Source organism: Burkholderia sp. AU45388 (genome assembly GCF_030481585.1).
GTDB lineage: Bacteria > Pseudomonadota > Gammaproteobacteria > Burkholderiales > Burkholderiaceae > Burkholderia > Burkholderia sola.
Genome location: NZ_JAUJPV010000014.1, coordinates 64,035 through 81,981 on the forward strand (window position 1 = coordinate 64,035; position 17,947 = coordinate 81,981).

General features: G+C 65.5%; 18 protein-coding genes. 12 read left to right on the plus strand and 6 right to left on the minus strand.

Translation table 11 applies throughout. The features are described from left to right. The first annotated feature begins 96 nt into the window (after window positions 1-96). The 3 genes from QZM72_RS21585 to QZM72_RS21595 are packed head-to-tail and all read left to right on the plus strand — an operon-like array spanning window position 97 to window position 1,288. Window positions 97-423, plus strand: coding sequence for a helix-turn-helix transcriptional regulator (locus QZM72_RS21585; protein ID WP_089469357.1), 327 nt, complete (start codon window positions 97-99; stop codon window positions 421-423). Continuing rightward, on the plus strand, window positions 420-851 hold the full coding sequence (locus tag QZM72_RS21590) for an SRPBCC domain-containing protein (protein ID WP_301739154.1): 432 nt from the start codon (window positions 420-422) through the stop codon (window positions 849-851). Before QZM72_RS21585 ends, QZM72_RS21590 begins: the two co-directional genes overlap by 4 nt. Next, a complete protein-coding gene (locus QZM72_RS21595) occupies window positions 848-1,288 on the plus strand; it encodes a DUF1801 domain-containing protein (RefSeq protein WP_301739155.1) in 441 nt (146 codons plus the stop codon). Before QZM72_RS21590 ends, QZM72_RS21595 begins: the two co-directional genes overlap by 4 nt. A gap of 177 nt (window positions 1,289-1,465) precedes the next feature. On the opposite strand, the gene acnA is transcribed toward QZM72_RS21595, so the two are convergent. From acnA to QZM72_RS21620, 5 genes are all read right to left on the minus strand, one after another. After that, window positions 1,466-4,183, minus strand: coding sequence for an aconitate hydratase AcnA (gene acnA, locus QZM72_RS21600; protein WP_089469360.1), 2,718 nt, complete (start codon window positions 4,181-4,183; stop codon window positions 1,466-1,468). A 52-nt stretch (window positions 4,184-4,235) separates the two neighbouring features. Then, window positions 4,236-5,687, minus strand: a complete 1,452-nt coding sequence (locus tag QZM72_RS21605) for a bifunctional 2-methylcitrate dehydratase/aconitate hydratase (protein WP_301739156.1) — start codon at window positions 5,685-5,687, stop codon at window positions 4,236-4,238. A gap of 31 nt (window positions 5,688-5,718) precedes the next feature. After that, window positions 5,719-6,231 carry a hypothetical protein gene (locus tag QZM72_RS21610; RefSeq protein WP_301739157.1) on the minus strand — a complete coding sequence of 171 codons (513 nt, stop codon included), beginning with the start codon at window positions 6,229-6,231 and terminating at the stop codon, window positions 5,719-5,721. 230 nt (window positions 6,232-6,461) lie between these two features. Next, on the minus strand, window positions 6,462-7,469 hold the full coding sequence (locus tag QZM72_RS21615) for a CoA ester lyase (protein ID WP_301739224.1): 1,008 nt from the start codon (window positions 7,467-7,469) through the stop codon (window positions 6,462-6,464). 184 nt (window positions 7,470-7,653) lie between these two features. Next, window positions 7,654-8,640 (minus strand): malate dehydrogenase, encoded by a 987-nt coding sequence (locus tag QZM72_RS21620; RefSeq protein WP_006479357.1) that lies wholly within the window; start codon window positions 8,638-8,640, stop codon window positions 7,654-7,656. Window positions 8,641-8,937: 297 nt separating this feature from the next. Between QZM72_RS21620 and QZM72_RS21625 the strand changes: the two genes are divergently transcribed. From QZM72_RS21625 to gltA, 7 genes are all read left to right on the plus strand, one after another. Next, entirely contained in the window at window positions 8,938-9,753 is an 816-nt protein-coding gene (locus tag QZM72_RS21625; RefSeq protein WP_218828350.1) for a GntR family transcriptional regulator, read from the plus strand. 167 nt (window positions 9,754-9,920) lie between these two features. Continuing rightward, window positions 9,921-10,337, plus strand: a complete 417-nt coding sequence (gene sdhC, locus QZM72_RS21630) for a succinate dehydrogenase, cytochrome b556 subunit (RefSeq protein ID WP_059582807.1) — start codon at window positions 9,921-9,923, stop codon at window positions 10,335-10,337. 4 nt (window positions 10,338-10,341) lie between these two features. After that, entirely contained in the window at window positions 10,342-10,710 is a 369-nt protein-coding gene (sdhD, locus tag QZM72_RS21635) for a succinate dehydrogenase, hydrophobic membrane anchor protein (RefSeq protein WP_006487767.1), read from the plus strand. Window positions 10,711-10,713: 3 nt separating this feature from the next. Next, window positions 10,714-12,489 (plus strand): succinate dehydrogenase flavoprotein subunit, encoded by a 1,776-nt coding sequence (gene sdhA, locus QZM72_RS21640; protein WP_089469365.1) that lies wholly within the window; start codon window positions 10,714-10,716, stop codon window positions 12,487-12,489. 21 nt (window positions 12,490-12,510) lie between these two features. Beyond that, on the plus strand, window positions 12,511-13,212 hold the full coding sequence (locus QZM72_RS21645; RefSeq protein ID WP_006479352.1) for a succinate dehydrogenase iron-sulfur subunit: 702 nt from the start codon (window positions 12,511-12,513) through the stop codon (window positions 13,210-13,212). Between the two features lie 6 nt (window positions 13,213-13,218). Beyond that, window positions 13,219-13,491 carry a succinate dehydrogenase assembly factor 2 gene (locus QZM72_RS21650; protein WP_089469366.1) on the plus strand — a complete coding sequence of 91 codons (273 nt, stop codon included), beginning with the start codon at window positions 13,219-13,221 and terminating at the stop codon, window positions 13,489-13,491. Window positions 13,492-13,557: 66 nt separating this feature from the next. Then, the gene (gltA, locus tag QZM72_RS21655; RefSeq protein ID WP_089469367.1) at window positions 13,558-14,859 is read left to right on the plus strand and encodes a citrate synthase; all 1,302 of its coding nucleotides are present in this window, start codon (window positions 13,558-13,560) and stop codon (window positions 14,857-14,859) included. 90 nt (window positions 14,860-14,949) lie between these two features. Here gltA and QZM72_RS21660 read toward each other — a convergent pair whose 3' ends face one another. Next, entirely contained in the window at window positions 14,950-15,927 is a 978-nt protein-coding gene (locus tag QZM72_RS21660) for an AraC family transcriptional regulator (protein ID WP_301739158.1), read from the minus strand. Between the two features lie 70 nt (window positions 15,928-15,997). Here QZM72_RS21660 and QZM72_RS21665 point away from each other — a divergent pair, with 70 nt between their 5' ends. Both QZM72_RS21665 and QZM72_RS21670 read left to right on the plus strand, forming a co-directional pair. Then, on the plus strand, window positions 15,998-16,387 hold the full coding sequence (locus QZM72_RS21665) for a VOC family protein (protein WP_301739159.1): 390 nt from the start codon (window positions 15,998-16,000) through the stop codon (window positions 16,385-16,387). 111 nt (window positions 16,388-16,498) lie between these two features. Next, window positions 16,499-17,749 (plus strand): DUF1479 domain-containing protein, encoded by a 1,251-nt coding sequence (locus tag QZM72_RS21670; protein ID WP_301739160.1) that lies wholly within the window; start codon window positions 16,499-16,501, stop codon window positions 17,747-17,749. Window positions 17,750-17,947 lie beyond the last annotated feature (198 nt).

Here is a 17,947-nt window from a genome sequence, read left to right on the forward strand (position 1 = left end):
CCACGATCGTGGACGTCAGCAAAATTCCTCCTTGACACTCGCTGCCTGGCCGCTATCCTTCCATCCATAACCAGTTGGTTATGGATTTTGGACACTATGCAAAACGCTCAGGACACGCTTTTCCGGACACTCGCCGACCCCACGCGCCGTGCGCTTTTCGAGCGGCTCTGCGCGGAGGGCGAACTGACGGTTGCCGCGCTGACGACCCATGCGGGTGTGTCGCAGCCGGCGGTATCGAAGCATCTGGGCGTACTGAAGCAGGCCGGGCTCGTGAACGACCGTCACGAAGGCCGGCAGACGCACTACAGCGCGCAGCCGCAGGCGCTGGCCCCGTTGATCGACTGGACGAGCCAGATGGCAGGCTTCTGGCAGAGCCGGTTCGATGCCCTCGAAGATCTGCTCAAAAGGATGGATCAGTCATGAACCAAGCCTCTACCGAAACGCGCTCCGTCGTTGTCGACCGGGAACTGCAGCATCCGCCGGAGAAGATCTGGCGCGCGCTCACGCAACCGCACCTGATCGAGGCGTGGCTGATGACGAGCGATTTCGAGCCCGTCGCGGGCCGTGCGTTCACCTTTCGCGCGGACTGGGGCTCGGTCGACTGCACGGTCCTCGCGATCGAGCCGCACCGTACGCTGTCCTATACGTGGGCGGCCCACGGCCTCGAAAGCGTCGTCACGTGGACACTCACGCCGACGCCGGCCGGCACGCACCTGCGCATGGAGCAGGTCGGCTTCCGCGCGGATCAGGAGCAGGCGTATCGCGGTGCGCAGCACGGCTGGGTACGGTTCTTCGAATCGCTCGAACAGGTGCTGTCGCGTCCTGACTCGCAAACGGAGGCCCACGCATGAGTGCAACGAACCTCACGCCAGCCGAGCGCATCGATGCGCTGATCGCCGGCATCGCCGACTGGCGCGGCAAGACCTTCGCCGAGCTGCGCCGGACGATCCTCGCGAGCGACGACGGCATCGTCGAGGAATGGAAGTGGATGGGCAGCCCCGTGTGGTCGTGCGACGGGATGATCGCGGTCGCGAACGCGCACAAGGGCAAGGTGAAGCTGACGTTCATGCACGGCGCGAAATTGCCCGATCCCGACCAGTTGTTCAACGACGGTCTCGAAGGCAATGCGCGGCGCGCGATCGATTTCTTCGAAGGCGATAAGCTCGACAAGCGGGCATTGAAAAACCTCGTGCGCGCGGCGATCGAATACAACCGCACGCATCTGAAGAAGAACGCGCGGGCGGGTTCCTCCGCGGGCGCGAAGGTGCGAAGCAGCAAGGTGGCGTGACGCGCGAGCCGGATGCCGGCCGGTGGCATCCCGCGAAAGCAGGGCGCTGCCGCGCGGTCGGCGCTACGCCGCGCGCCAACCGAGCGGCAGGCGAAAAAAAGCCCGACACGAGGTCGGGCATCCAAATCGGCCGCAACCGCCCGCGAGGCGGCTGCGGCACCTGCAAAAGCAGGGCGCTTACGCGGCGAGCAGCGAGCGCAGCACGAACGGCAGGATCCCGCCGTGCTTGTAGTAGTCGACTTCGATCGGCGTATCGATACGCAGCAGCACCGGCACGCGCTGCGTTTCGCCGTTCTTGCGGTGAATCACGAGCGTGACGTCCTGCTGCGGCTTGAAGTCGTCGCCGAGGCCTTCGATGTCGTACGTCTCTTCGCCGGTGATGCCGAGCGACTGCACGCTGTCCGCGCCCTTGAACTGCAGCGGCAGCACGCCCATGCCGACCAGGTTCGAGCGGTGGATGCGCTCGAAGCTGCGAGCGATCACGGCCTTCACGCCGAGCAGTTGCGTGCCCTTCGCGGCCCAGTCGCGCGACGAGCCCGTGCCGTACTCTTCGCCCGCGAACACGACGGTCGGCGTGCCGGCGGCGACGTACTGCATCGCTGCATCGTAGATCGACTGCTGTTCGCCGCTCGGCTGGTGGATCGTCAGGCCGCCTTCGACGCGCGTGCCGTCCGCCTTCGCCGGGATCATCAGGTTCTTGATCCGGACGTTCGCGAACGTGCCGCGCATCATCACGTCGTGGTTGCCGCGGCGGGAGCCGTAGCTGTTGAAGTCGGCCTTCTGCACGCCGTTTTCCTTCAGCCACTTGCCTGCCGGCGAGTCTTCCTTGATCGAGCCTGCCGGGCTGATGTGGTCGGTCGTGACCGAATCGCCGAAGATGCCCAGTGCGCGCGCGCCCTTGACGGTCGGGATCGACGCAGCCGGTTCCATCGAGAAGTCGTTGCCGAAGAACGGCGGCTCGGCGATGTAGGTCGACTTCGGCCAGTCGTAGACCTCGCCCGTCTCGCCCTCGATCTTGCTCCAGAGGTCGCCCTTCTTGGTCAGCTTCGAGTAGTTGTCCTCGAACTTCTTCGGATCGAGCGCGAACTTGAGCAGCGCGTGGATTTCTTCGCTCGTCGGCCAGATGTCGCCGAGGTAGATGTCGCGGCCGCCCTTGCCCTTGCCGACCGGCTCGGTCATCAGGTCGCGCGTGATGTTGCCGGCGATCGCGTACGCGACGACGAGCGGCGGCGACGCGAGGAAGTTCGCGCGGATGTTCGGGTGGATACGCGCTTCGAAGTTACGGTTGCCGGACAGCACGGCCGCCGCGACGATGTCGTTCTTCGTGATCGCTTCGTTCAGTTCCGGCGTCAGGTCGCCCGCGTTGCCGATACAGGTCGTGCAGCCGTACGCCGCGACTTCGAAGCCGAGCTTCGACAGGTAGGGCAGCAGGCCCGTCTTCGTCAGATACTCGGTGACGATGCGCGATCCCGGTGCGAGCGAGGTCTTGATCTTCGGATCGACCGTGAGGCCGGCCTCGACCGCCTTCTTCGCGAGCAGGCCGGCGGCCAGCAGCACGCTCGGGTTCGACGTGTTCGTGCACGACGTGATCGCGGCGATCAGGATGTCGCCGTTCTTCACGTCGACGCCGTTGCTCGTCGTGTACTGCGTACCCAGGTCGTCCGCCTTCTTCGCGAAGCCGTTTTCCGCGACCGGCTTCGAGAACAGGTCGGTGAACGTCGACTTGACGTGGCCGATCTCGATGCGGTCCTGCGGGCGCTTCGGGCCGGCCAGCGACGGAGCGACCGTCGTCAGATCCAGCGTCACGACCTTCGTGTAGTCGATGTCGCCGGCGTTCGGGATGCCGAACAGGTTCTGCGCCTTGAAGTAGTTTTCGAACGCGGCGATTTCGGCCTTCGTGCGGCCCGTGCCTTCGAAGTAGTCGATCGTCTTTTCGTCGACCGGGAAGAAGCCCATCGTCGCGCCGTATTCGGGCGCCATGTTGCCGATCGTCGCGCGGTCCGGCAGCGACAGCGAGCGCGTGCCTTCGCCGAAGAATTCGACGAACTTGCCGACGACCTTCTCCTTGCGCAGCATTTCGGTGATCGTCAGCACCAGGTCGGTGGCCGTCACGCCTTCGCGCAGCTTGCCCTTCAGCTCGACGCCGACGACGTCCGGCGTCAGGAAGTACACCGGCTGGCCGAGCATGCCGGCTTCCGCCTCGATGCCGCCCACGCCCCAGCCGACCACGCCGATGCCGTTGATCATCGTCGTGTGGCTGTCCGTGCCGACGAGGGTGTCCGGGTAGTACACGGTGTCGGCGCCGTCCGTCTTCTTGTGGACGCCGCGCGCCAGATACTCGAGGTTCACCTGGTGGACGATGCCCACGCCCGGCGGCACGACCTTGAACGTGTCGAACGCCTGCATGCCCCACTTCATGAACTGGTAGCGCTCGTTGTTGCGCTGGAATTCCAGCTTCATGTTCAGGTCGAGCGCGTCTTTCTGGCGGAAGTAGTCGATCTGGACCGAGTGGTCGACGACGAGATCGACCGGCACCAGCGGCTCGATCTTCTTCGGGTTCTTGCCCGTGCGCTCGGCGACGCCGCGCATGGCCGCGATGTCGGCGAGCAGCGGCACGCCCGTGAAATCCTGCAGCACGACGCGCGACACGACGAACGGAATCTCGTCGACGCGCTTCGCGGTCGGCTTCCAGTTCGCGAGCTGCTCGATGTGCTCTTCGGTGATCTTCTTGCCGTCGTAGTTGCGCAGCACGGACTCGAGCACGATGCGGATCGACACCGGCAGGCGTTCGATCTTCGTCTTCAGTTCCTTGCCGAGCTGCGGCAGCGAGTAGAACTTGCCTTTGCCGGAACCGCTGTCGAATTCCTTGAGGGTCTTGTGGAGATTGTGGGCCATGGTGATTTTCCTGGGTTTAAGGCTAGGAAACAAAGAGTCCTGTAAATGACGGCTATATCACGTACAAGTCGACGTACTCATCGACCGGCATCGCTTCGAGCTTTGCCTGGTCCAGCGACACGTCGAGAATCGCTTGTTGCTGCTTGGCCGGGAAGCGGCGCGCAAGGTTGGTCCGGAATTTATCGACCAGCAGCGGGACGCCTTCGGCCCGGCGCCGCCGATGGCCGAGCGGATACTCGACCGCCACTTCGGCAAGCTTCGATCCGTCCTTGAACTCGATCGTCAGCGCATTCGCGATCGATCGCTTGTCCGGATCGTGGTAATCCTTCGTGAACTGCGGATCCTCGACGCACACGATTTTCGCGCGCAGCGCGTCGATGCGCGGGTCTGCGGCGGCCGCGTCTTCGTAGTCGGCCGCGGTCAGACGGCCGAACAGCAGCGGCACGGCGACCATGTACTGGATGCAGTGGTCGCGGTCGGCCGGATTGGCGAGCGGGCCCTGCTTGTCGATGATGCGGATCGCCGCTGCATGCGTGCGGATCGTGATCCGGCCGATGTCGTCAGTCGTGCGGCCCGTCGCGGCGAGCTGCGCATGCAGCTGCAGCGCGGCCTCGGCGGCCGTCTGCGCATGGAATTCGGCGGGGAACGCGATCTTGAACAGCACGTTTTCCATCACGTACGTGCCGTACGGGCGCTGGAAGCGGAACGGCCTGCCGTCGAACAGCACGTCGTAGAAGCCCCAGGTTTTGGCGGTGAGCGCCGACGGATAGCCCATTTCACCCGTCTTCGCGATCAGCGCGAGGCGCACCGCGCGGGACGTCGCGTCGCCGGCCGCCCAGGATTTGCGCGAACCGGTGTTCGGCGCATGGCGGTAGGTTCGCAGCGCTTGGCCGTCGACGAACGCGTTGGACACAGCGTTGATCAGCTCGTCGCGCGTGAGCCCGAGCAGGCGCCCGACGACGGCCGTCGACGCGACCTTCACGAGCAGCACGTGGTCGAGCCCGACGGCATTGAACGCATTCTCGAGGGCGAGGCAGCCCTGGATCTCGTGGGCCTGGATCATCGCGATCAGCACGTCGCGCATCGCGAGCGGCTTCCGGCCGGCCGCGCGGGCCGTGCGGGAGAGCCAGTCGGCCGTCGCCAGGATCCCGCCGAGGTTGTCGGACGGATGACCCCATTCGGCGGCGAGCCAGGTGTCGTTGAAGTCCAGCCAGCGGATCATCGCGCCGATGCCGAACGCGGCCTGGACGGGATCGAGCTGGAAGGACGTGCCGGGCACCTTCGCGCCGTTCGGCACGATCGTGCCGGGCACGACGGGGCCGAGCAGCTTGGTGCAGGCAGGGTAGGACAGCGCCTCGAGTCCGCATCCGAGCGTGTCGATCAGGCAATGACGCGCCGTCTCCAGCGCGAGTGCGCTGTCGATGCCGGTGTTCAGCACGTAGTCGACGATGTCGACGAGTACCGAATCCGGCGCGGGGCGGACGTTGGAGACCGGGGCGGACATCGAGGGGCCGGGAGCGGAAAAACGCGCGCGCTTAGTTCGTGGCCGGCTTCAGCTCGTTCGACTGCGTCGGTGCTGCCGTGCCTTGCGCCATTTCCGGCGTCACGCATTCGTCCGCGAGGCGCTCGCCGCCGTTTGCGTCGGAGAACAGCATCGCCTTGGTCGGGATCACGACCAGCTTGAAGCCCGCGGCCGGATCGTAGAACGTGTCGGCGCCCGTCGTCGTGGCTTGACGCGGCAGCTTGTAGTTCTTCTTCGCCCAGTGAACCGTGACGACCTGGTCGCGCTTCATGTCGCCGGCGAGGTCGAACGACAGGCCTTCCTTACAGGACCACTTGACCGCGCCGTCCGGTACCGGATCGACCTTGGCGGCCGCGCGTGCCTGCGCCTTCTTGCTGCGCGGGATGATGCGCTTGGCCGGCGCCGGACGCTTGGCCGTGGCCTTCTTCGCGGTGGTGGCCGTACCCTGGGCAAACGCGCTCGGAGCCGACACCAGCATCGTGGCGGACAAGGCGCCGATGGCGGTAGCGATCAGGAGTTTCTTCATGGAGTCAGAACCTTTCGATAATCAGTTGACAAGGGCCGGCAATCGAAACTGCCGGCCGGTTTGAAACTGCACGCGCCCCGAAAGCGCGCAGCGGCCGCTATTTTCACCTATTTGGCCGCGCATATATCAGGTTTTCGGGCTCCGTTACGTTTTTTGTCGTTTCGCAAACGTCTGTCCGGTCGGCGAAACCGCGAATGCATGAAATGCGTGTATCGACGGGCGGCGCACGCTCACGGCGCGACGCCCGCGGCGGCCGGGCCGAACAGCGGCGCGGCCTCGTCCGGTAAGGGCTGGCCGGTGGCCCGCGCACGACGCAGCACCGACCAGTAATAACGATAACTCGCGCGATCGTGCAGCGTATCACCGTGGCGCGTCGGGCCCCAGTCGGCGGCCTGCGCGGCCAGCAGGATCTCGGCGGCCAGCGTGACTTCGTCGACGCGCGGCGCGAACGCGTCGACGATCGGACGGATCTGCGCGGGGTGGATGCTCCACATCCGCGTGAATGCGAATTCGTCGCGCGCGCGGCGTGCATCGCCTGCGACGACGGCCATGTCGCGCACTTCCGTGGTCACGTTGTGCGACGGCGTCTTGCCGTGCGCGTGACAGGCGGCGGCGATTTCCAGCTTCGCGCGGCGCACGAGCGGGTGGTCGAACTGGCCGGGCGAGCGCATCGCGGAATCGGGAATCGCGCCGTGGTGCGCGGAGACGAAGTCCATCAGCCCGAAGCTCAGCGTGCCGACCGTCGGCAGCGCGGCGAGGGCGGCTGCCTGCGCGAGCGCGCCGTGCGTCTCGATCAGCACGTCGACCGGGATCGGTTGCGCGATGCCGAGCTCGCGGCGCGTGCCTTCGATGAACGCGGTCATTTCGGCCGCGTCGGCGGCGCTCGCGATCTTCGGCAGCGTGATGTAGGCGGGGGCGCGCGATGCGCGCAGCACGATACGCACGTCGTCGCGCCAGTGCGGGTGGGAAAAGTCGTGAATGCGGACGCCGACGCGGCCGAAGCGGTTCTCGGCGCTGCCGAGCAGATCGGCGACGAGCGCCGCGTGCGCGGCTTCCTGGCCGACGGCCGCGCCGTCCTCGCAGTCGAGCGTGAGGTCGAACACGGGGCCCAGCTCCGCCTGCAGCGCGAGCGACTTGCGCATCAGCTTCTCGCTGCCCGCGTAGTGATCGCAGCAGGGCAGGATCGCGGGCGGGGACGCCCTGTCGTACAGCACTTGTGCAGGAGTGAGCGCGGCCATCTCTTCTACGTCAGGGAAGCGGGTCAACGTGGCGGAAATCGGATTCGGGCAGGCTCTGGGCCGGTGCGCGGCGAAGCGCGGGCGGCAAAGCGTGCGCGAATCGGATCGGCCGGCAGGGCCGGCGGCGTGCCGGCCCGTGCCGAAGCCGGGCGCCCCGAAGGCCGCCCGGCACGATGCGTGATGCTTAGTTCTTCAGCAGATGGGCGACGCCATCGCGCTCTTCGAGCAGCTCGGCCAGCGTGCCGTCCATCTTCTCGCGCGAGAACGCGTCGATTTCCAGGCCTTCGACGCGCTTGTACTCGCCGTTTTCGCAGGTGACCGGCACGCCGTAGATGATGTCCTCGGGGATGCCGTACGAGCCGTCCGACGGGATGCCCATCGTGACCCACTTGCCGTTCGTGCCGAGCACCCAGTCACGCACGTGGTCGATCGCCGCGTTGGCTGCCGACGCGGCCGACGACAGGCCGCGCGCTTCGATGATCGCCGCGCCGCGCTTGCCGACGGTCGGGATGAACGTGTCGCGGTTCCACACGTCGTCGTTGATCAGCTTCAGCAGCGATTCGCCTTCGGCGGTCGCGAAGCGGAAGTCCGGGTACATCGTCGGCGAGTGGTTGCCCCACACGGCGAGCTTCTCGATCGACGCGACCGGCTTGCCCGACTTGGCGGCGAGCTGCGACAGCGCGCGGTTGTGGTCGAGGCGCAGCATGGCCGTGAAGTTCTTCTTCGGCAGATCCGGCGCCGACTTCATCGCGATGTACGCGTTCGTGTTCGCCGGGTTGCCGACGACCAGCACCTTCACGTCGCGGCTCGCGACTTCGTTCAGCGCGGCGCCCTGAACCGTGAAGATTTCGGCGTTCGCCGACAGCAGGTCCTTGCGCTCCATGCCCTTCGAGCGCGGGCGTGCACCCACCAGCAGCGCGACGTCTGCATCCTTGAATGCAACCTTCGGATCGTCGGTGATCACGACGCCGGCGAGCAGCGGGAACGCGCAGTCGTCGAGTTCCATCACGACGCCCTTGACGGCGCCTTGGGCTTGCGGGAGGTCGAGCAGTTGCAGGATGACCGGCTGATCCTTGCCGAGCAGGTCGCCGTTCGCGATGCGGAACAGCAGGGAGTAAGCGATTTGACCTGCGGCGCCGGTGACGGCAACGCGCTTTGCGGGCTTAGCCATTGAAAATCTCCAGGACGGATGAAGCGTTGGACGCGAGCGAAAACGCCATTCTATGCGCGTTGTGCGTAGCGTTGCATTGAAGCAGGGCGGAGGACTCGCGATGGCGGACGCGGTGAACCTGGAGACGGCCGTGGCACGTAGCCGGGGACGCGCTGTTGCACCCGCGAACCCTTGCTCGACCGGGAGTGTAGGAGCCGTCACGCGCAAAGTCAAACGGTATCATATGTCTTATATAAGACAGATGTTTTGCGGAAATTGAGTGGACGAAAAAGTGCGGTTTGTGATGAAATGCGCGCCATGACATCGAACCAGGCGAACACCGCGAATCAGACCGGCGCAGGCAGCCCAGGGCAGCCGGGCGCGGGCGATCCCGCAGCCTCGCCCGCGGCCTCCGCGTCGCCGACGTTCAGCCCGTTATACCAGCAGATCAAGTCATTGATCACGCAAAGTCTCGAATCCGGCGAATGGAAGCCGGGCGAGATCATCCCCAGCGAAGTCGAGCTCGCGGCCCGCTACAAGGTCAGCCAGGGCACCGTGCGCAAGGCGATCGACGAGCTGGCCGCCGAAAACCTCGTGGTCCGGCGGCAGGGCAAGGGTACTTTTGTTGCAACGCACAACGAAGATCGCGCGCAATTCCGCTTTCTGCGTCTGCTGGCCGACGACGGCGCCGAGCACCCGCACGTGAGCCGGCTGCTCGAATGCCGGCGCCTTCGCGCGCCGGCCGAGATCGCGCGGCAGCTCGACCTGAAGCCCGCCGATCCGGTCGTGCAGGTGCGCCGCCTGCTGGAGTTCGACAGCGAAGTGACGGTGCTCGACGAGATCTGGCTGCCGGGCGCGATGTTCCGCGGGCTGACGTTCGAGCGGCTGAGCGAGTACAAGGGGCCGCTCTACGCGATGTTCGAGACGGAGTTCGGGACGCGGATGATCCGCGCGACGGAGAAGATCCGCGCGGTCGCGGCGGATCCGGCGGTGGCCGACCTGCTGCACGTGCCGGCCGGGTTCCCGCTGCTGTCGGTCGAGCGCGTGTCCTATACGTATGGGGACCGGCCGGTGGAGGTGCGTCGCGGCTGGTATGTCACAACCGGGTACTACTATCAGAATGACTTGAGCTGACGACGTTCGGCTCAGCCGCGTGCATCGCGTTTCCCACGCTCGCGGAGCACGTTTCGGGCCGCCTTTGTTCGTATTCGCGCAATTATCCAGAGCAGACTTTCGCTGCAGCGCGATATAAAAAGGCGCTAAAATCGCGGATTAGTGTGACAACATAGTAGGGGTCTAGCATGACTGACGCAGTAAGAAAGCCGAGGCCGGAATACCGGAACATCGGAATCGGCGACATCACGTTGAAATATCGCATGCCCCTGGCGGCGATATTGTCGATTCTCCACCGAGTCAGCGGCGCGCTGCTGTTCCTGTTCCTGCCGTTCCTGCTGTTCCTCTTCGACCAGAGCCTCACCTCCGAGCTCAGCTTCGAAGTCTTCAAGGCTTTCCTCTCCAACATCGTCGTCAAGCTGATCGTCCTCGCGTTGTCGTGGGCCTTCTTCCACCATTTCTGCGCCGGCATTCGCCACCTGCTGATGGACGTCAACCACGACGCCGTCTCGAAGGAAGGCGGCAAGCGGACGGCCGTCGTCGTCTTTGTCGTCTCGATCGCGCTGACGATCGCCATGGCACTCAAACTGTTCGGAGCATTCTAAGAAAATGGCAGCCAACAACCGAATCGGCTCGAAGCGCCTCGTCGTCGGCGCTCACTACGGCCTGCGCGACTGGCTCGCGCAGCGCGTCACCGCCACGATCATGGCGGTCTACACGGTCATTCTGCTCGTCCTGTTCTTCGGCGCGCACGATTTTTCGTACGAAGGCTGGGCATCGATCTTCGCCGCGCAATGGATGAAGCTCGCGACCTTCGTGATGCTGCTTTCCCTCTTCTACCACGCATGGGTCGGCGTGCGCGACATCTGGATGGACTACGTGAAGCCCGTCGGTGTGCGCCTGCTGCTGCAATCGCTGACCATCGTCTGGCTGCTCGCATGTGCGGGCTACGCCGCGCAGATTCTCTGGAGAGTGTAAAGAATGGCTGCAATCAAAACTTCCCTCCCGCGCCGCAAATTCGACGTCGTGATCGTCGGCGCAGGCGGCTCCGGCTTGCGCGCAGCGCTGCAACTGTCGCGCGCGGGCCTGTCGGTCGGCGTGCTGTCGAAGGTGTTCCCGACCCGTTCGCACACGGTGGCCGCGCAAGGCGGTATCGGCGCGTCGCTCGGCAACATGAGCGAAGACAACTGGCACTACCACTTCTACGACACGATCAAGGGCTCCGACTGGCTCGGCGACCAGGACGCGATCGAGTTCATGTGCCGTGAAGCGCCGAACGTCGTGTATGAGCTCGAACACTTCGGCATGCCGTTCGACCGCAACGCGGACGGCACGATCTACCAGCGCCCGTTCGGCGGCCACACCGCGAACTACGGCGAGAAGCCGGTCCAGCGCGCTTGCGCGGCCGCCGACCGTACCGGTCACGCGCTGCTGCACACGCTGTACCAGCAGAACGTCGAAGCGAAGACGCAGTTCTTCGTCGAATGGATGGCGCTCGACCTGATCCGCGATGCAGACGGCGACGTGCTCGGCGTGACGGCCCTCGAGATGGAGACGGGCGACGTCTACATCATGGAAGGCAAGACGACGCTGTTCGCGACGGGCGGCGCAGGCCGGATCTTCGCGGCGTCGACGAACGCGTTCATCAACACCGGCGACGGCCTCGGCATGGCGGCACGCTCGGGCATCGCGCTGCAGGACATGGAGTTCTGGCAGTTCCACCCGACCGGCGTGGCCGGCGCGGGCGTGCTGATCACCGAAGGCGTGCGCGGCGAAGGCGGTATCCTGCGCAACGCGAACGGCGAGCGCTTCATGGAGCGCTACGCGCCGACGCTGAAGGATCTGGCGCCGCGCGATTTCGTGTCGCGTTCGATGGACCAGGAAATCAAGGAAGGTCGCGGCGTCGGTCCGAACAAGGATCACGTGTTGCTCGACCTGTCGCACATCGGCGCCGAGACGATCATGAAGCGTCTGCCGTCGATCCGCGAAATCGCGCTGAAGTTCGCGAACGTCGACGCGATCAAGGAACCGATTCCCGTCGTCCCGACGATCCACTACCAGATGGGCGGCATCCCGACCAACATCCACGGTCAGGTCGTCGGCACGTCGCGCGATCACAAGGAGCCGGTCAACGGCTTCTACGCGGTGGGCGAATGCTCGTGCGTGTCGGTGCACGGCGCGAACCGTCTCGGCACGAACTCGCTGCTGGACCTCGTGGTGTTCGGCCGTGCGGCCGGCAACCATATCGTTCAGCACGTGAAGAACCAGAAGGAACACAAGCCGCTGCCGGCCGATGCAGGCGAATTCTCGCTGGCGCGCCTCGCGAAGCTCGACAAGTCGAGCTCGGGCGAGTACACGCAGGACGTCGCGAACGACATCCGCGCAACGATGCAGAAGCACGCAGGCGTGTTCCGCACGTCGGCGCTGCTGAAGGAAGGCGTCGAGCAGATGGCCGGCCTGGCGGCACGCGTGGAAAACATCCACCTGAAGGACAAGTCGAAGGTGTTCAACACCGCGCGCGTCGAAGCGCTCGAGCTGGAGAACCTGATCGAAGTGGCTCGCGCCACGATGGTGTCGGCCGAAGCGCGCAAGGAAAGCCGCGGCGCACACGCGCACAGCGACTACGAGCATCGCGACGACGACAACTGGCTGCGCCACACGCTGTGGTACAGCGAAGGCGATCGCCTCGACTACAAGCCGGTTCAAATGAAGCCGCTGACGGTCGAATCCGTGCCGCCGAAGCCGCGCACGTTCTAAGCCGAGTCAAAGGAATCCGAAATGGCAAAACGCATTTTTGAAGTCTACCGCTACGATCCGGACAAGGACGCAGCGCCGCGCATGCAGACGTACGAGCTTGAGATCCAGCATGAGCGCATGCTGCTCGACGCGCTGGTCAAGCTGAAGGCACTGGACGAGACGCTGTCGTTCCGCCGCTCGTGCCGTGAAGGCGTGTGCGGTTCGGACGCGATGAACATCAACGGCAAGAACGGCCTCGCGTGCCTGACGAACCTGAACGACCTGCCGCAGAAGATCGTGCTGCGTCCGCTGCCGGGCCTGCCCGTCGTGCGCGACCTGATCGTCGACATGACGCACTTCTTCAACCAGTACCACTCGATCAAGCCGTACCTGATCAACGACGCGCCGCCGCCGGAGAAGGAACGTCTCCAGTCGCCGGAAGAGCGCGACGAGCTCGACGGCGTGTACGAGTGCATTCTGTGCGCGAGCTGCTCGACGTCGTGCCCGAGCTTCTGGTGGAACCCGGACAAGTTCGTCGGCCCGGCCGGCCTGCTGCAGGCTTACCGCTTCATCGCGGACAGCCGTGACACCGCCACCGGCGAGCGTCTCGACAACCTGGAAGACCCGTACCGTCTGTTCCGTTGCCACACGATCATGAACTGCGTCGACGTTTGCCCGAAGGGCCTGAACCCGACGAAGGCGATCGGCAAGATCAAGGAACTGATGGTTCGCCGCGCGGTATAAAGATTGATGAGCGACGATTCGCATCAATCCGACCCGCACCGCCGCGCGCGCCTTCGCTGGCGCGCGCGGCGGGGTCTGCTGGAGAACGACATCGTATTCGAGCGTTTCTTCAGCCGATACGAGCATGACCTCACCGATGCAGACGTAGGCGCGTTGTCGCGCCTGCTCGATCTGAGCGACAACGACCTGATGGACTTGCTCCTCGCGCGCAAGGAACCAGAGGGCGACCTAGACAGCCCGGACATTCGCCGGCTGTTGGAGATGCTGCGCAACGTGTAACGCCAAGGTGTAACACGTTGCGCCCGTTATCGAATCCCGTTTCTTTATTTCGATTGAGGATGTGCCATGACTCCGTCTGATGTTAAAGCCACGCTATCGTTCAGCGACAACTCGCCGAGCGTCGAACTGCCGATCTACAAGGGCACGATGGGCCCGGACGTGATCGACATCCGCAAGCTGTACGGCCAGACCGGCAAGTTCACGTACGACCCGGGCTTCATGTCGACGGCAGCTTGTAATTCGGCGATCACGTACATCGACGGCGACAAGGGCGAACTGCTGTATCGCGGCTACCCGATCGACAACCTCGCGCAAAACGCGGACTTCCTCGAGTCCTGCTACCTGCTGCTGAAGGGCGAACTGCCGAACGCCGCGCAGAAGAAGGAATTCGTCGACACCGTCACGAAGCACACGATGGTGCACGAGCAGATGCACTTCTTCTTCCGTGGCTTCCGTCGCGATGCGCACCCGATGGCGGTGCTGGTGGCGGCCGTCGGCGCGCTGTCGGCGTTCTATCACGATTCGCTCGACATCAACGATCCGCGTCACCGCGAAGTGTCGGCGATCCGCATGATCGCGAAGCTGCCGACGCTCGTCGCGATGGCGTACAAGTTCAGCATCGGCCAGCCGTTCGTCTATCCGAAGAACGAACTGTCGTACAGCGCGAACTTCATGCACATGATGTTCTCGAACCCGTGCGAAGAGTACAAGGTCAACGACGTGCTCGTCCGCGCGCTCGATCGTATCCTGATCCTGCACGCCGATCACGAGCAGAACGCATCGACGTCGACGGTCCGCCTGGCCGGTTCGTCGGGTGCGAACCCATTCGCGTGTATCGCGGCCGGTATCGCCTGTCTGTGGGGCCCGGCGCACGGTGGTGCGAACGAAGCCGCGCTGAACATGCTCGAGCAGATCGGTTCGCCGGACAACATCCCCGAATTCATCAAGCAGGTGAAGGACAAGAATTCGGGCGTGAAGCTGATGGGCTTCGGTCACCGCGTGTACAAGAACTACGACCCGCGTGCGAAGCTGATGCGCGAAACGTGCTACGAAGTGCTGAACGAACTGGGCCTGCACGACGACCCGCTGTTCAAGCTCGCGATGCAGCTCGAGAAGATCGCGCTGGAGGACGAATACTTCGTGTCGCGCAAGCTGTACCCGAACGTCGACTTCTACTCGGGTATCGTCCAGCGCGCGCTGGGCATCCCGACGTCGATGTTCACGTGTATCTTCGCGATGGCACGTACGGTCGGCTGGATCGCGCAGTGGAACGAAATGATTGCCGATCCGGAACAGAAGATTGGCCGTCCGCGCCAGCTGTTCATCGGCGATACGCCGCGCGAAGCGAAGCCGATCGACGCACGTTAAATCGTGTGCGGCGCGAACGGCCGGCAGGCCGCTCGCGTCGGGCAATCGCCACGCCACGACACCCCGACGGGTCCGCCCGTCGGGGTGTTTTCATTTGGGCGGCCGGCGCTCGCGCGATCCTGCGCGACGCTCCAGCGACGGCGGTCGCGCGTCGAGCGCGGGCGCGCCGTCGTCGGATGCGTGGCCTTGCTGCTTGAAGAACTGGCGGTACGCACCGGGTGTCATGCCCCGCGCGGCGAGGAACTGGCGGTTGAAGTTCGCGGCATTCGGAATGCCGCAGCGCGCGGCCACCGTCGCGATCGGCCAGTCGGTGCCGACGAGATGGCGGCACGCGTGCGCGAGCCGCAGCCGTTGCACGTAGCGGCCGACGCTTTCGCCGAGATGGCGCGCGAACAGCCGCTGCAGCGTGCGTTCGGACAGGTGCGCGAGGGCCGCGAGCGCGTCGATGCGCAGCGGTTCGTGGAACTGCCGGTCGATCGCGTCGAGCACGCGGTCGAGGCGTTCGGTTTCGGGGGCCACCGGGCCGGCGGGTGATGGAGCGCCGTCGGGCCGCTCGTACGCCTGCGCGGTGGCGAGCGGTTCGCCGCCGGCTTCCGCGAGATCGGCCAGCGTATCGAGCGTGGCCGCGAGCCGCATGCGCGGCGACGGATCGAGCAACCGCGACAGCCGCGCGCGCATCGCGCGGGCCGTCTCCACGTCGAAGCGCAGGCCGGGCGCCGCGCGCCGCAGCAGCGAGCGCAGCGGCGCGTATTCGGGGCAGCAGTCGGCCAGCCGCCGTACCCAGTCTCCGTCGAACCAGACGACGAGCGCGACCTCGGGCGCGTCGCGATCGATGCGCGCGTTCGACGACCACGTATGCGGCAGGTTGGGCGGCACGAGCACGAGATCGTCATCCGCGTAGCGCGCGACGTGATCGCCGATGAAGCGCTGGCCGCGGCTGTTGAGCGTCAGCGTCAGTTCGTACTTGGGATGGCGATGCCACTCGAACGGAATGCGTGCGAGCTGGCGGTGATACACACGGATCGAACAGCCGGACGCGAACGTTACGTGCTCGTATTGCGGTTTCATCGCGCCTCCGGTGGGAGCGGGCAGCGCGCCGTGGCATGATCGTGAACGATCTTCACGACGGAGCGATGCCATGTTTTCACATGTTTGCGTGGGTGTCGGCGATACGGCGCGCGCCTACGATTTCTACGCGCCGCTGTTCGCGGAACTCGGGCTGCGCCTGAAATTCCGCGAACCGGACGGCTGGTCGGGCTGGATGCCGGCCGACGCCGATCGGCCGCTGTTCTTCTTCGGCGAGCCGCTCGACGGCCGCCCGCCCGAGCCGGGCAACGGCCACACGATCGCGTTTGACGCGCCGACCCGCGCGCACGTCGATCGCTGCCACGCGCTGGCGCTGCAGCACGGCGGCACCTGTGAAGGGCCGCCGGGCCTGCGGCCGCACTATCACCGCGACTACTACGGCGCGTATTTCCGCGACCCGGACGGCAACAAGCTGTGCGTGGTCTGCCATCGTCCCGAGTAACACGCGGTTGTCAGGATTGTATCGATTGTTGACCGAATAGTGTCGATGGCGACCGTGCGGCGGCCGTACGCTGAGTGCTCATCAGAACGCGATTCAGCGAGGAGACAAGCGATGCATCTGACGATTGACGATCTGCCGGCCGCGATCCGCACGGCGAAACGGGCGCTGCGCACCGACCTGCCCGGCTACGCGGCCACGTTCCGCGAAGTGGAAGGCGACATCGCGCGGCAGGTCGATGCGATTCGCCGCGCGCACGCGCATGGCGACGACGTGATTCCGGTCGTGCCGTTCGCGGATATCGCGGGCGGGACCGTCGATCCGCTCGCGATCGCCGCGATCCGCACGCGTGGTGCGGTCGTGATCCGCGGCGTGTTCGATGCGCGGCAGGCACGCGACTGGAACGACGAGATCGGCGCGTATCTGGATGCGAACCGCTTCACCGACCGGCTGCATGCGCGCGCGGAAGATCGCTATTTCGGCAACCTCGCGTCGGGCAAGCCGCAGATCTACGGCGTCTACTGGTCGAAGCCGCAGGTGGCCGCGCGCCAGTCGCCGGCGCTCACGCAGGCACGGGTGTTCCTGAACCGTCTGTGGCGGCACGCGGACGGTGCGCGCACGCATTTCGATCCCGACCAGGTGCCCGCGTATGCGGACCGGATTCGTCGCCGGCCGCCCGGGTCGACGTCGCTCGGGCTGTCGCCGCATGTCGATGGCGGCTCCGTCGAGCGCTGGCTGGGCACGAATTTCCGCCAGGTCTATCGCCACGTGCTGGCCGGCCGGTGGCGCGACTACGATCCGTTCGATGCGGCGTTCCGCCCCGACGTCGAGGAGATTCCGTCGCCGGCCGTGTGTTCGATGTTTCGCACGTTCCAGGGCTGGACCGCGCTGACGCCGCAGGGGCCCGGCGACGGCACGCTGCAACTGATTCCGGTCGCGAACGCGATGGCCTATGTCGTGCTGCGCGCGCTGCAGGACGACGTCGCAGACGACGACCTGTGCGGCGCGCGTCCCGGCCGCGCGCTGTCGATCCGCCCCGAATGGCACGCGCTGCTGCTCGACGCACTGGTGCCGATCCCGCACATGGAACCGGGCGACGCGGTGTTCTGGCACGGCGATGTCGTGCATGCGGTCGAGGATGCACATCGCGGCAGCGGCGACAGCAACGTGATGTACATCGCGGCCGCGCCCGGCTGTGCGAAGAACGATGCGTACCTGCAGCGGCAGCGGCGCGCGTTCCTGCGCGGCGACAGCCCGCCCGATTTCCCGGCCGATCATTTCGAGGTCGATTTCGACGGCCGCGCCGGGGAGGGCGATCTCACGGCGCTCGGCCGTTCGCAGATGGGATTCGAACCGGGCGCGTAACGCGCATGCAGGCGGCGAAACGGCCGTTCGCGAGACGGCGGGCGGTCTGTCTGCCGAATCCGCTGCGTGTTGCGCGCAATTCGACGCAATCGGCTGTCGGCGCCGCCGAAATCGACGCGAATTGCGTAATTTGGCTTCCGATAATGGTCCGGATACAACGCCGCCGGCCCGTGCGTCGCACGGAGGCGGCGCAGATCA